This is a genomic window from Kitasatospora sp. NPDC051914, assembly GCF_040680995.1.
Taxonomy (GTDB): domain Bacteria; phylum Actinomycetota; class Actinomycetes; order Streptomycetales; family Streptomycetaceae; genus Kitasatospora.
In genome coordinates this window covers 1-12,364 of sequence record NZ_JBFAXX010000116.1, presented here as the reverse complement: position 1 = coordinate 12,364, position 12,364 = coordinate 1, and the positions used below count along the sequence as shown (strand labels likewise).

The 12,364-nt window shown below is 73.9% G+C and carries 17 protein-coding genes and 3 pseudogenes; 15 read left to right on the top strand and 5 right to left on the bottom strand.

Annotated features, from left to right (window positions below; translation table 11 throughout):
• Positions 1-106 precede the first annotated feature (106 nt).
• Positions 107-816, bottom strand: a pseudogene (locus AB0M03_RS38300) (phenylalanine--tRNA ligase beta subunit-related protein).
• 174 nt (positions 817-990) lie between these two features.
• Between AB0M03_RS38300 and AB0M03_RS38295 the strand changes: the two are divergent.
• From AB0M03_RS38295 to AB0M03_RS38280, 4 genes are all read left to right on the top strand, one after another.
• The gene (locus tag AB0M03_RS38295; protein WP_363500987.1) at positions 991-1,440 is read left to right on the top strand and encodes an SRPBCC family protein; all 450 of its coding nucleotides are present in this window, start codon (positions 991-993) and stop codon (positions 1,438-1,440) included.
• 4 nt (positions 1,441-1,444) lie between these two features.
• Positions 1,445-2,599, top strand: a complete 1,155-nt coding sequence (locus AB0M03_RS38290) for a glutamate-cysteine ligase family protein (RefSeq protein ID WP_363500985.1) — start codon at positions 1,445-1,447, stop codon at positions 2,597-2,599.
• Between the two features lie 177 nt (positions 2,600-2,776).
• A complete protein-coding gene (locus AB0M03_RS38285; protein WP_363500982.1) occupies positions 2,777-3,052 on the top strand; it encodes a DUF4235 domain-containing protein in 276 nt (91 codons plus the stop codon).
• A gap of 162 nt (positions 3,053-3,214) precedes the next feature.
• Positions 3,215-3,391 (top strand): hypothetical protein, encoded by a 177-nt coding sequence (locus AB0M03_RS38280; RefSeq protein WP_363500979.1) that lies wholly within the window; start codon positions 3,215-3,217, stop codon positions 3,389-3,391.
• Between the two features lie 101 nt (positions 3,392-3,492).
• Here the strand turns inward: AB0M03_RS38280 and AB0M03_RS38275 are convergent, their stop codons facing one another.
• Positions 3,493-3,858: an STAS domain-containing protein gene (locus tag AB0M03_RS38275; RefSeq protein ID WP_363500976.1), complete on the bottom strand. Its 366-nt coding sequence runs from the start codon at positions 3,856-3,858 to the stop codon at positions 3,493-3,495.
• 598 nt (positions 3,859-4,456) lie between these two features.
• On the opposite strand from AB0M03_RS38275, the gene AB0M03_RS38270 reads away from it, so the two are divergent.
• The 7 genes and pseudogenes from AB0M03_RS38270 to AB0M03_RS38240 all read left to right on the top strand — a co-directional run bounded on the left by AB0M03_RS38270 (position 4,457) and on the right by AB0M03_RS38240 (position 8,132).
• Positions 4,457-4,858: a hypothetical protein gene (locus AB0M03_RS38270; protein WP_363500973.1), complete on the top strand. Its 402-nt coding sequence runs from the start codon at positions 4,457-4,459 to the stop codon at positions 4,856-4,858.
• Positions 4,859-4,956: 98 nt separating this feature from the next.
• The gene (locus AB0M03_RS38265) at positions 4,957-5,142 is read left to right on the top strand and encodes a hypothetical protein (protein ID WP_363500970.1); all 186 of its coding nucleotides are present in this window, start codon (positions 4,957-4,959) and stop codon (positions 5,140-5,142) included.
• A gap of 126 nt (positions 5,143-5,268) precedes the next feature.
• The gene (locus AB0M03_RS38260; RefSeq protein WP_363500967.1) at positions 5,269-5,532 is read left to right on the top strand and encodes a YciI family protein; all 264 of its coding nucleotides are present in this window, start codon (positions 5,269-5,271) and stop codon (positions 5,530-5,532) included.
• A 9-nt stretch (positions 5,533-5,541) separates the two neighbouring features.
• Entirely contained in the window at positions 5,542-6,243 is a 702-nt protein-coding gene (locus AB0M03_RS38255; protein WP_363500964.1) for a VOC family protein, read from the top strand.
• A gap of 77 nt (positions 6,244-6,320) precedes the next feature.
• Positions 6,321-7,337 (top strand): PHP domain-containing protein, encoded by a 1,017-nt coding sequence (locus tag AB0M03_RS38250; RefSeq protein ID WP_363500961.1) that lies wholly within the window; start codon positions 6,321-6,323, stop codon positions 7,335-7,337.
• 125 nt (positions 7,338-7,462) lie between these two features.
• Positions 7,463-7,629 (top strand): annotated as a pseudogene (locus AB0M03_RS38245) (O-methyltransferase); the annotation flags it as partial.
• A 170-nt stretch (positions 7,630-7,799) separates the two neighbouring features.
• The gene (locus AB0M03_RS38240) at positions 7,800-8,132 is read left to right on the top strand and encodes an STAS domain-containing protein (RefSeq protein WP_363500958.1); all 333 of its coding nucleotides are present in this window, start codon (positions 7,800-7,802) and stop codon (positions 8,130-8,132) included.
• A 47-nt stretch (positions 8,133-8,179) separates the two neighbouring features.
• On the opposite strand, the gene AB0M03_RS38235 is transcribed toward AB0M03_RS38240, so the two are convergent.
• Positions 8,180-8,692, bottom strand: coding sequence for a hypothetical protein (locus tag AB0M03_RS38235; protein WP_363500955.1), 513 nt, complete (start codon positions 8,690-8,692; stop codon positions 8,180-8,182).
• A gap of 121 nt (positions 8,693-8,813) precedes the next feature.
• Here AB0M03_RS38235 and AB0M03_RS38230 point away from each other — a divergent pair.
• Together AB0M03_RS38230 and AB0M03_RS38225 are read left to right on the top strand one after the other, a co-directional pair.
• Positions 8,814-9,080: pseudogene (locus AB0M03_RS38230) on the top strand (MerR family transcriptional regulator); the annotation flags it as partial.
• A 292-nt stretch (positions 9,081-9,372) separates the two neighbouring features.
• The gene (locus tag AB0M03_RS38225) at positions 9,373-9,582 is read left to right on the top strand and encodes a hypothetical protein (protein WP_363500952.1); all 210 of its coding nucleotides are present in this window, start codon (positions 9,373-9,375) and stop codon (positions 9,580-9,582) included.
• Positions 9,583-9,703: 121 nt separating this feature from the next.
• Here AB0M03_RS38225 and AB0M03_RS38220 read toward each other — a convergent pair whose 3' ends face one another.
• Positions 9,704-10,108 (bottom strand): hypothetical protein, encoded by a 405-nt coding sequence (locus tag AB0M03_RS38220; protein WP_363500949.1) that lies wholly within the window; start codon positions 10,106-10,108, stop codon positions 9,704-9,706.
• Between the two features lie 170 nt (positions 10,109-10,278).
• Here AB0M03_RS38220 and sigJ point away from each other — a divergent pair, with 170 nt between their 5' ends.
• A complete protein-coding gene (sigJ, locus tag AB0M03_RS38215) occupies positions 10,279-11,232 on the top strand; it encodes an RNA polymerase sigma factor SigJ (protein WP_363500946.1) in 954 nt (317 codons plus the stop codon).
• A gap of 26 nt (positions 11,233-11,258) precedes the next feature.
• Here sigJ and AB0M03_RS38210 read toward each other — a convergent pair whose 3' ends face one another.
• Positions 11,259-11,738, bottom strand: coding sequence for a DUF2000 domain-containing protein (locus AB0M03_RS38210; RefSeq protein ID WP_363500943.1), 480 nt, complete (start codon positions 11,736-11,738; stop codon positions 11,259-11,261).
• A gap of 49 nt (positions 11,739-11,787) precedes the next feature.
• Between AB0M03_RS38210 and AB0M03_RS38205 the strand changes: the two genes are divergently transcribed.
• On the top strand, positions 11,788-12,364 hold a 577-nt coding region (locus AB0M03_RS38205), incomplete at its 3' end, for an AraC family ligand binding domain-containing protein (protein WP_363500940.1).

The window sequence follows — 12,364 nt, the reverse complement described above, 5'->3', positions numbered from 1 at the left end:
CCCCTGTGGGTGCAGAATGGCGCCGGGTGGCACCACGTGGTGCCACCCGGCGCCATGTGGTGCCACCCGAGCGGTGGTCGGCCCTGCCCGGGCCTGCCGCGGGCCGTCACACGACGGTGGCCCGCAGCTGCCCTCGGCCGAGGTGGTGGACGGCGGTCCGGTCGGCATGCGGGGAGAGCAGCCCCCGGAGCTCGTCGGCGGCGGCTTCGAGGAGGGCGCCGTCACGGGTGGCGTCGAGGGTCTCGAGGATGAAGACGACGTGCTCGGAATCCTCGGTGACGCGGGTGCGGTGGGCGTCGCGGTGGTTCCAGTGCCGGGTCAGGACGCCGGCGGTGTCCGCGTAGACGATCTCCCCGGGCCTGGGGTGTTCGACGGTGTCGGGCTCGCCGAGCGGGGTGAAGGGCTCGGTGCCGTCCGCGTGGCGGACGGCGACGGCGCCCGTGACGTGGTCCAGGTCGAAGGCGCCGGCGGGCAGGCCGTGCCGGACGGAGACGGCGTTGTAGGAGTCGACGGCCGGGTTGATGCGCGGCAGGGCGTCCCGCTTGGCGAGGCGTCGTCCGAGCGCGTCCACGCTCGGACGTGTGCGCCGGGGTTGGTGCCGAAGGAGCGGTAGGCGGTGTGCCAGGCCGCGATGCGGGGATGGGATTCGTCCGCGGGGTGCCAGGCCCCGTCGGCGAGCTGCTGCTCCAGGTCCACGAGGGCGGCGGTGGTGGCGGGCCAGGCTTCGCGTCCGCGCAGGCCCGTGGCGGTGACGAGCGCGACGAGGGGGTCGGGGAAGACGTCCGCGACGGCGGGATCGAGGCTGAAGGCGGGCATGGGCGGCTCCCTTTCGTGTGTCCGGGGTGTGCGGCCGGTGCGGGACGGTGCTCGGTCGCTCCTGCGGACGGGTTCAGGCCAGGGCGAGGGCAGAGGATCCGTGTACGCAGCGGATTGCGGGGCAGGGGCCCGGGGACGGACGAACACGCATCGGCACGGAAAGGGAGCTCGGCGATGGGCAAGGTGCAGGAGACGATCGACGTGGATGTGCCGGTCAGCACCGCGTACAACCAGTGGACGCAGTTCGAGGACTTCCCGCTGTTCATGGACGGGGTGGAGGAGATCACGCAGATCGACGACCGGCACAACCACTGGAAGACGAAGATCGCCGGAGTGTCGCGGGAGTTCGACACCGAGATCGTCGACCAGGTGCCGGACGACCACGTCAGCTGGCGGACCACGGGCGGCGAGGTGAGGCAGACCGGCATGGTCTCCTTCCAGCCGCTGGACGAGGGGCACACCCGGGTGGTGATGTCGATGGACTTCCGGCCCGCGGGGCTGGCGGAGAAGGCAGCCGACATGGTGAACATGCTGGACCGGCAGGTGAAGGGCGACCTCAAGCGCTTCAAGCACTTCATCGAGGAGCGCGGCAGGGAGACCGGTTCCTACCGCGAGCGTCTGTGATCCCATGAGTACGCCGTCCGCGGGGGCCTTGCGGATGGGGGTGGAGGAGGAGTTCCTGCTCGCCGACCGGGCCACGCGTGTGACGGTGCCGAGGGCGAGGACGGTCGTCCGCGACGCCGCCAAGGTGCTCGGCGGGCGCGCACTGTTCGGATTCCTGCAGACACAGGCGGGAGCGTGCACGCGGCCGGTGGCGACGGCCGGGGAGCTGAGGGCGGAACTGGTGGCGATGCGGCGCGCACTGGTGCACGCCGCGGCCCAGGCCGGTTGCCTGCTGGTGGCCTCCGGTACCGCGGTGCTGCCGAGCCGCCATCCGCTGCGGGTCACCGGGACGGAACGCTTCCGGCGGGTGGCGGCGCATGCCGGCCGTGACGTGTGGGACCAGGTGGGCGGGGAGCTGTGCGGTTGCCACGTCCACCTCGGTGACCTGCCGCGGGGCGAGGCACTGGCGCTCTCGGCACACCTGCGGCCGTGGCTGCCCGCCTTGCAGGCCGCCTGCGTCAACTCCCCGTTCTGCGAGGGGGAGGAGACCGGCGCGGCGAGCACGGGGTGGAGCCGCCGCTCGGCGTGGCCGACGTTCGGGCCCGCGCCGCTGCTGGACGAGGACGGCTACGAATGGACGGCGGGAAGTCTGGTCGCCGACCGGGTGGTCCTCGACCGCAGGATGATCCAGTGGCTGATCCGGCCGTCCGACGAGGCGCCGGCGCTGGAGGCACGGATCGCGGACACGAACGCCGACGTCGACGTCTCGGTGTTCCTCGCCGTCGTCCTGCGCGGGCTCTCGTACGTCCTGCTCGACGAGCACCGTGCGGGGCTTCCCCCGCCCGCGGTGTCCACGGGCGTGCTCCGCAAGGCGCACGCACAGGCAGCCGCCGTCGGCCTGACCGGGATCGGGCGCCATCCGGTCACGGGCCGGGTCGTGCCGGCCTCCGCAGCCCTGGACGCGTTGCTCGAGCGGGCGGCGCCCGGTCTCGATCGGGCCGGGGACCTGCACCTCGCGCGGGCACTGGAGGGGAAACTGCTGGCCCGAGGCACCGGCGCCGCCGGGCAGCGCGCCACCTTCGTCCGCCGCCGGTCGCTGCCCGCCGTCGTCGACCACCTCGCCCACGTGACCGCCCAGCTCACGCCGTCCCGCGCCGTCGTCACGCTTCCCGCCCTGTAGCGGGGCGCGGCCGTCCCCGCGGCGCGCTCCTCGCCGTTTGAGCCTCGGGGCGCCGGGCACCCGCGCAGCAGCATCCGGGCCGGGCGGGCCGTGGACCCGTGGCCGCCGGGATCGGTATTCCGTCGTGCCGCCTTCGGGCTGATCTCCGTTCAGGTGACGGTGGGAAGGAAGTGAGCAGTGAACGTTTCCAGGATCGCCTACAAGCCGATGGGCATGCTGGTGGGCACCCTCGGCGGCCTGCTGGCGAGTGCTGCGTTCAAACGCGTGTGGAGACTCGTCGGGCACGAGGACGATGCCCCCGAGGCCACGGACGAGGACCGCACCTGGCGCGAGGTTCTACTGGCGGCGGCTCTGCAGGGTGCCGTGTTCGCGCTGGTGAGGGCCGCACTCGACCGCGCCGGGGCGGTGGCCGTCGGCAGGGCCACCGGGCATCGGCCGACCAGCGACACCTGACCCGGGCGTGCGGGCCGCACTGCGATGCCCGTACGGCCGGGGAGCGCTCCTCGGGCCGGGGTGCGCGTCGGGACGCGTGTGCACACAGGGCTGCGTCGTGCACGGTCGGCCGGGAGTACGCTGAACGGTTCGCCGACGATGCGATCGGAGGAGGTGCCGGGAATGTCGGGAGGGAACCGTGATCTGGCCACGCTCGCCGACACCATCGAACGGGCCGACGGGGGCGTCGACGACGAGACCGCGGCGCGCGCCCGTGCGGTGGTCGCGGCGCACGCCCGCGACCGGGAGGACTTCCGGATGCTGCTGGAGGTCCTCGGGCTGGCCAAGCCGCCCGAATGACCGCGGTCCCACCGGCGGGCCGTTCCGGCCACGCCCGGTGAGGGCCGTCGAAGCCGTCCCCGGCGGGGGCTCCTGCCCCGCCGTTCCGGTCGGCCGGGCCCTCAGGCCTCCGCCGCGGCGGCGACGAGGCGGTGGGCGTCCGCCAGGGTGTCGCAGACGGCGGCCCGTCGGCTGACCCCCGCCCGGTGGAGGCGCTCCTCGAGGTGGGGCTGCATCCCGCACAGCGCCACCGGCAGGCCGGCTGCGGTCAGTGCGAGCACCTCCTCGGCCAGGGTCAGTACGCCGATCTCGTCCGCGAACGTCGCCCCTGTCAGGTCCAGGACCACTCCGACGGCTCCGCCGCCCACGCGGTCACGCGCGGCAGCGCCGATCTCCCGGGCCTGCAGGACGTCCAGCGGCCCGCTCGCGCCGACCACCACCGCCCCGCCCGAGTCGCTCGCCGTCCCCGGTTGCTTCAACCTCTCCACACGAACCTCCGTCTCGATCGGTATCGCGGACCAGGCCAGTGAAGCCCGCCGAGCGGGCCCCGGCGGCGGAACACGCCGCCCCGGATGCCCGTCCGTCGCGCGGCCGCAGGAAACACCACGTCCGCACCGACGGGATCGGGGCCTTTGACCGGGACGACCCGGAAGGAAGAGCGGTACGGATCGCGGTCGGGCCGTGCCGACGGGGCCGGAGACTGCGCCGAACGGGTGGAGCGCGGTCGTTGCGCGAATGCGTCCGGTCTGCGGGAGCAGACGGCGGGCGGGGCAGAGGTCCGGGGGCTCAGGGCAGCGCTGCGGCCCCACCCGGTCCCCCGTGGGGCGCGACGCACGGAAGGACGCCATCAGTGAACCGGCCGCACCTGCCGACCGAGAGACGCACCCGACTCCGGTGCCTGGTCAGACGTCTCCTCGCCGCGAACCTCGACGGCGCCATGGACCGCGCGCGGCAGGACCACCGTCCGCCGGACGCAGCCGGGCGCTCGGCTCGGGCCGGAACCCGGGCGTCGGCCCCCGTACGGGCGTGGAGGCTGTCACGGGTGGGTGCTGGCTTCTGCTCGATCGTCGGAAACCGGGGGCCCGGATGCGGAAGCCGGCAGCGGGGCGCAGGAGCGCAGCCGAAGTCTGGGCCGGTCTGAACGCCCGCCAGCGGGCCTTCCTGCTCGCGATCGTCGATGCGGACTGTCCGGCCGGGGACGAGGGCTGGATGCTCTTCTCCCTCGACCCCGAACCTACCGGACCGGACCGCGCCTGCGTCCTGGACGGTCTGCGGGCCGCCGGCTGGAGCACCCGCGGTACTCGCTCGACCCTGCGGGGTCTGCTCGAGCGCGGCCTCATCAACACCCAGTACGGGCTGGAACGGCTCCCGGACGGACGGCTCGCCGACCGGGTCAGGACGATCGCCCTGGCATTCGGCAGCGAGGTGGCCGGTGCCGGGCGGACGCCGCGCGCGCAGCCCGGCGCCGGCCTCGCCCCGACGCGGTAGCCGGGAAGCCCCGAACGGGCAGCGCCGCCCGTCGGCCGTCCCCGCGTTCGGCCCGCCCCGCGCTCGCGGTGTCGGCGGCACTGTCGTAAACCGGGGTTATGGACGAGGAGAAGACATCGTGGCACCCCGGTGAGATCGTGCCCGCCAGCGGGATCTACGAGTGCGACTGCGGGGCCGGGCACCACTGGAGCACCGACGTGAAGGGGCACCGCTTCCCGCCGCTGCCGGCCGGCTGCCCGGGCGGCTCCTGGTCGCTCAAGACGGAAGCGCACCCGGACGCCTGAGCCGGGCAGTCCGCCGACAACCCGCGCCACGCCGGTGGTGACTCCGCGTGGCGGGCCGAGGACCGACCGCATGCGCGAGGGCCCGGTCCGACGAGGCCGATCCCGTTCCCGGGGCACGGGAGGCCCATGACCGCCATTTCGAGGACATGGTGGCGTCCGGGCCCCCTGGTCGCGGCATTCGCGCTGCAGCCCGCTGCGTACACGGCGACCTCGATCTGCGGTGACGTGGTGACGGACGGCCCCTTCGTCGATGCGAAGGAGGTCGTCGCCGGCTTCGCGGTCATCGAGGCGCCCGACCTGGACGCCGCTCTGGAGATCGCTCGGGCCGATCCCGCCGCCCAGCAGGACGGCGGCGTCGAGGCGGCGGTCGCGGACGCGGGCGCCCAGTAGATTGACCGGATGAGCGATGTTCAGATCGATGCCGAACGGCGGATCAGGCCCGAGGAGTTCCACGAGTCCGCCGGCCTCGGGGACTGGCGTGTGCTGGGTGAGGGCGCGTGCGCGTACTTCCGTACCGGGTCGTTCACGGCCGGTGCCCGACTCGTCCAGGAGATCGGCGAGCTGGCCGGCCTCGGGGGCGACCACCCCGATGTCGACCTGCGCGGTGAGGGTGTGACGGTACGTCTGATCACGGTCGCGGACGACTACTACGGGCTGACCGCGCGGCACATGGAGGTGGCCCGGCAGATCTCGGCCGTGGCCCGAAAGCTCGGCATCGCGGCCGATCCGTCCGCCGTGCAGACCGTCCAGGTCACCGTCGACGCCCTCGCCGGTGCGGACGTGGTGGCGTTCTGGCGCGCACTGCTCGGCTACCAGGACCGTGCGGGCAGCGCCGAGGACCTGATCGACCCGAACCGCCGCGGGGCGCCGTTCTACTTCCAGCAGATGGACGAGCCGCGGCCGCAGCGCAATCGCGTCCACGTCGACGTCTGGGTGCCCTACGACCTGGCCGAGGCACGGATCGCCGCGGCCGTCGCTGCCGGCGGCCGCCTGCTCGACGACTCGAACGCCCCGTCGCACTGGGTCCTGGCCGACCCCGAGGGCAACGAGGCCTGCGTCGGCGCGGCCGGCTGGACGGGGCCGGAACCCGCCCGCAAGTAGCCACCGGAAGCGGCACCGGACCGCCGTGCGGTGCGGCGACGGCTGCGATGCGGCGGGCCGGGGCGAACACTGAGGGTATGGACCCGGTCGAAGCGCTCCGGCGGATCGCGTTCCTCCTCGAGTGGCGCGGTGCCTCGCCGTACCGGGTCAGGGCGTTCCACACCGCGGCCGATGCGGCCCGCACCCTTCCCCCCGGTCCGATGGACGCGGAGCGGGCGCGGCAGCTGCGCGGTGTCGGCCCGGTCACGGCCGAGGTGATCGCCCAGGCGTCCGCGGGAGGGCGGCCACGCTATCTGGCCCGCCTGGAGGAGGAGGCCGGGCCGGCCGCCCGGGCCGGGTGGGAGGTGCTGGAACGGACCCAGGGGGACTGCCACATGCACTCCGACTGGTCCGACGGCGGCAGCCCGATCGAGACGATGGCCGATGCCGCCTGCGCGCTGGGACACCGGTGGGCCGTCCTCACCGATCACTCACCGCGGCTCACCATCGCACACGGCCTCGGCCCGGAGCGGCTGCGGCTCCAGCTGGCGGCGGTGGCCGCCGTCAACGACCGCTACCGGGCCTTCCGGCTGCTGTCCGGGATCGAGTGCGACATTCTCGAGGACGGCTCGCTCGACCAGGAGGACGAACTGCTCGGGCGCCTCGACGTCGTGGTGGCATCGGTGCACTCGAAGCTGCGCTCAGCGCCGGAACCGATGACGGCCCGCATGGTCGAGGCGGTGCGCAACCCGCACACCGACGTGCTCGGGCACTGCACCGGCCGGCTCGTCACCGGTCGCGGCCGGCCGCAGTCGGCCTTCGACGCAGAGGCGGTGTTCCGTGCCTGCGCCGACGCCGGAACCGCGGTGGAGATCAACTGCCGGCCCGAGCGGCGGGACCCGCCCGACGACCTGCTGCAACTGGCGGCCGAGGCGGGCTGTCTGTTCGCCGTGGACACCGACGCCCACGCCCCGGAGCAGCTGCACTGGCAGACCTCGGGCTATGCCCGTGCGGCGCGCCTCGGCCTGGGCCCCGACCGGTTGGTGACGACTTGGCCCGTGGAGCGGCTGCTGGAGTGGACCTCCCGGCCCGGCGGCCCGGGCGCACAGCAGTGAATGCAAGGCCCCTTCCGGGCGCCGGGGCCGGGCCTCGGACGTCGTCCGGTGAGAGAGGTGGGGGATGTCGGCGCGGAAGAGGCTGACGAGGAGTCCGTAGGCCCCGCCGTGGGGGTGTCGTCGGCGGAGGCCTGCTCGCCTGCGACGTCAGCGAGGAGTGGACCGACCTGGCCCGCCGCTACTGGGAACGCGCCGGTGTCGCCGACCGGATCGACCTGGAGGCCGCCCCCGCACTCGAGACCCTGCGGCCCTGCCCGCCGGGCCCGCACTCGACATCGCCTTCCTCGGCGCCGTCATGCTCCTCCTCCGCGACGGCGACACCGTCGCCCGCAAGCGCTGACCCCGGGACGTCGGGGCCGGGCCGCCGCTGCACGGTCCGGCCGCGGATGTTTGGGACGGCCCGTGCGGGTAGGCGCTCCGCCTGCCAAGGGAGACGCCGCAGCGAGGAGGAGCTGATCGGCCATGACCGGACTGTCCGTGACGAGGGGCTCGCTCGCGCGCGGCCCCGTCCTGTTCCTGGACGGGGAGGTCGACCTGTACAGCGTCCCCGCCCTGACGGATGCCCTCGAGGACGCCGTGGACCTCTGCCCGCCCGGGCGGCCGGTCACGGTGGACATGGCGCGTGTCGGCTTCTGCGACTCGTCCGGTCTCAACGCCCTGCTGAGGGCCCGGGCCAGGGCGACCGAGCGCAGCGTGGTGGTACGCGTGGCCAGCCCCTCGCCGCAGGTGGCGCGGCTGTTGAAGGTCACCGCCACGGCGGGACTGCTCATGCCCACGGCCGACGGCGGCGGCTGACGCCGCGCCCGCTGCCGGCAGGGAGTTCGGACCACCGGCGCCCCGCGTCAGGCGGCGGACCCGTCCTCGGCGATCGGCGTGGCGGCGGCAGCGTGGTCGAGCACGGCCTGCAGGCGGCGCACGGCGTCCTCGGCGTCGGTGAGTTCGCCGGGTGTGGGGACGACCGTGCCGAAGGCCTGCCGCGGGTCGGCGGGCAGGGTCCGCCAGTGGAGGACGGGCGCGAGCGCGGTGCTGGCCCGTGACAGGAACCAGGCGAGTTGGCCGTGGGTGCGGGCGATGCCGATCGCGAGGACGGCCATGGCCTCGCGCAGCTGCTCCAGGCGGTCGATGCTCGGCAGGAACGCCTGCCGGTCGGCCGGTCCGACCGCCTTCGCCAGCCCGGACGCGGTCCTCAGCGCGAGGACTGCGTCTCCCGGGGCCAGCTCCCACAGGCCGTCCCGCATCAGGCGTTCGGCCTCCGCGGCCAGACCCTCCACCTCCCCGCACACGCCCGTGCCGACGGACGCCCGGGGCGGCGACGGCTGGGCGTTGTGGGGGTCGAAGGCGGTGCGAGGGTCCACGTTGTCTCCTCCGGGTGCGGCGCGCCGAAGCACTTGGTGCCTCAGACTCTTGTCGCACTGCCGTTCGGCGGCAGCCCCGACAACGAAGCCTCCGGGGGTGACGGGCCGCCGAACGAAGGAGATGGCCCGGATGTCGGGCGTGACCGCCCGGACCCTGCGCCACTACGACGGGACCGGTCTGCTGCCGCCGGCCCGGATCGGCACGAGCGGCCGCCGCTGCCACGGGGAGGAGCAGCTCCTGCAACTGCAGCAGATCCTCGTGCTGCGGCCGCTGGGCGTCGGGCTGCCGGAGATCGGCCGGATCCTGTCGGAGCAGGTCGACGAGGTGCATGCCCCGCGGGGCCACCACCGGCGGCTGCCCGCGGAGCGGGACCGGTTCGACGCCGTCGAGGTCTGCGCCACGACCCGGCTGAACCGAGCCGCGGCCCGCTCGGAGCAGCCGTCGAACGGCCCGGTCTGCGCGACGCCGGCTGCCCCGACGAAGCCATGTCCGGGGGCGACCTGATCGCAAGTCGGCGGGGTGGGCCACTGCGGCGTCGGTGGTCCCGTTCACTCGTCCGGTCCAGCACCGCCCGCTGCGCGGCCGTGGGGCGGCTAGCGTCATGGCACGTCAGCCGACTTTCCATCATCCCCGCGACGCAGGTCTGCGAGCGGCGGACCCGGAGCGAGGGAGGCCGATCATGTACGAGATGCACGCCGAGGTGCTGCCCGGCCCTGAAGGATGCCTGCGCTGGCACGCGGTACGGCCGGGCGGCGCCCGGACGGCCGTGTGCGGCTGTCCCCTCGGGACCTTCGATCCGGGCCTTCCGGACGAGCCGGGGATCGGCGAACTCTGCTCGGGCTGCATGACCGAGATCGCGTCGGCCATGGAGTGCGCGGGCACGGCCTGAGCGGAGTGCGCGGGCACGGCCTGAGCCGGCCCCGCGGAGGGTGCGGTCCCCGGAAGTCGCCCAGCGGTTCGGCGGCAGCGACCGCTGGGCGCACACCCCTCCGCGAGGCCGGCCCCGCCGGCTACGACCGGGCGCCGGCGCGCCCCGGCAGACGGGCGGACAGCACCTGGCCCAGCGCCAGCATGCTCAGGCCGAACATGGCCACGCCCAGGGGGACATGGAGCGCCAGCTCGTGCGCGACGCCCAGCACGACCTGCACCGAGGCCAGGACGAGGAAGCCGGACGAGTACAGGATGGGCCGGGGCGACCCGCCGCCCGGCCGCCACGCCAGGACCGCCGCGATCACGTACAGCATCGATGCCCCGTACATCACACGTGCTCCGACGCTGTGCAGCGTCTCGCCGTAGGACGAGGACAGCAGCAGTCCGGCGGTGGCCGCCTGGAAGAAGATGGCCAAGGTCTGCAGACCGACCGCGATCTGAACGAAAGTCAGTCCGCGGTGCCCTGCCGTCGTCGGTGTGGCCATGGTGCGGTCCCCTCTTCTGCCGTGCGGCGGTGATCGGTAACGTCTCGTCGGTCCGACGACGCAGGCCCGCGGAATGTGAGGCGGCGGAGTGTGAGTCGAATCACGGCCCCGCGTTCCGGTGCGGTGCCTCGTCGGAGTGGCGGGGGAAGAACCAGGGGAGGGGTCACGACATGAGCACCACGTCCGAGCCGGGGCAGGACCGGTCCGAGCCGGGGCTGAGCGCGATCGTCGGTGAGCGGCGACAGTTGATCAACCTCGCCTACCGGCTGCTCGGTTCGCTGGCCGAGGCCGAGGACGCGGTGCAGGAGACCTACACCCGCTGGTACACGATGCCCCGGCACCAGCAGGAGGCCGTCGAGTCGCCCGGCGCCTGGCTGACCACGGTGGCCACCCGCATCTGCCTGGACCTGCTCGGTTCGGCAAGAGCCCGGCGCGAGCGCTACGTCGGCGAATGGATACCCGAGCCGCTGCCCGACCGCACGGAGTGGATCGGCGGCCCGACGGGCGCCGGCACCGCCGAACCGGCCGACCCCGCCGACCGGATCACCCTGGACGAGTCGGTCAGCATGGCCTTCCTGGTCGTACTGGAGTCGATGACGCCGGCCGAACGCGTGACGTTCATCCTGCACGACGTCTTCCGGTACCCCTTCGCCGAGATCGCCGAGATCGTCGGCCGGTCACCGGCGGCCTGCCGGCAGCTGGCCTCCTCGGCCCGCCGGCGGGTCCGCGCCGCGCAGGCCCCGACCGCGCCGGCGGCCCGGCAGGCCGATGTGGTGCGGCACTTCAAGGAGGCCTGGGAGGCCAAGGACATCAAGGCCCTGGTCGACCTCCTCGACCCCGACGCCACGATGATCGCCGACGGCGGCGGACTGGTCGGCACCGTCCTCCGCCCGGTCGAGGGCAGCGACCGGATCGCCCGGTACCTGATCGCCGTCGCCGACAAGGCCCCCGGGCTGACCCTCCTGGAACGGACGGTCAACGGGCGCCCCGGCCTGGTCGCCCAGCAGGCGGGCGTCACCGCCACTGTGGCGGCATTCAGCCTCACCGGAGGCCGCATCACCCGCATCTGGGCCGTCCGCAACCCAGAGAAGCTCCGCCCCTGGACCGAGAACGGGCAGAGCTGACCGGCCGCCGCCGGTGCCGATGCGCCTCAGGGATGCATGCGCGCACCCTTGAGGACCTTGTCCACGGCGTTCCTCGGCCCGTGGACGGCCATCCCCACCAGATCGAGGTGGTCGGTGCCCACGGCGCGCACGGCGGCCCGGTTGTCCCGGTCGTTGCCGGTGGCGAACAGGTCCGAGGTGAACACGGCGCTGCGGAGGGAACGGGACAGCGCGCGACGGTGCGCGGCGGTCAGGACCTCCTTCGTCCCCTCGAAGACCAGCACGGGCTGGCGGAACATCGGCAGGTACACGGTGTCGTCGGCGTCCACGTACGGCTCGCCGATCACCTCGGGCGATGCCGTGCCGAGCCCGCTGACGAGGAAGGCGGTCACGTTCAGCCGCTGCCAGGGCTCGAGGTCCTCGCGCAGCAGGACGGCGATCTTCGTGTCGAAGCGGACGGGTGCGTTGCCGGCCGTCGGCGCGGCCCCGGCGGCGGCGGTGCGGGTGTCGGTCTGATCCGTTCTCATGCCATGAGACTGCAGGCCGATCACCGTCTCCGTCTTGTACGTTCTTTGCATGGCGTCGCAGCAGCAGGTCTCTGCCTGGCGCCCGGCCGTCCCGGGCGTCGTGGAGGTCCTCCACGCCCACTTCACCGAGCACGCGTACCCCATGCACGTCCACGACGCGTGGACGGTGCTGATCGTCGACGACGGCGCCGTCCGCTACGACCTGGACCGCCACGAGCGCGGCACCCCGAACGGCACCGTCAGCCTGCTCCCGCCGCACGTCCCGCACAACGGCTCGCCCGCCACCGCCCACGGCTTCCGCAAGCGGGTGCTCTACCTCGACATGACGCAGCTGGACGCGGACTTCATCGGCCCCGCGGTCGACGGCCCGGACCTCACCGACCCCGTCCTGCGCAGGCGGGTCGGCCGGCTGCACACCGCCCTCGCCCGTCCGGGGGACGAACTCGAGGCGGAGAGCCGGCTGGCCCTGATCGGCGAGCGCCTGCGAGGGCACCTGCGACCCAGGCTGACCGTCCCCGCGAGCCCGCCGGGCCGGGGCATCGCCCACGACCTGCGCGACCTCCTGGACGCCCGCCTGCTCGAAGCCACCACGCTGGACCGGGCCGCCCGCCTGCTGCACGCCCACC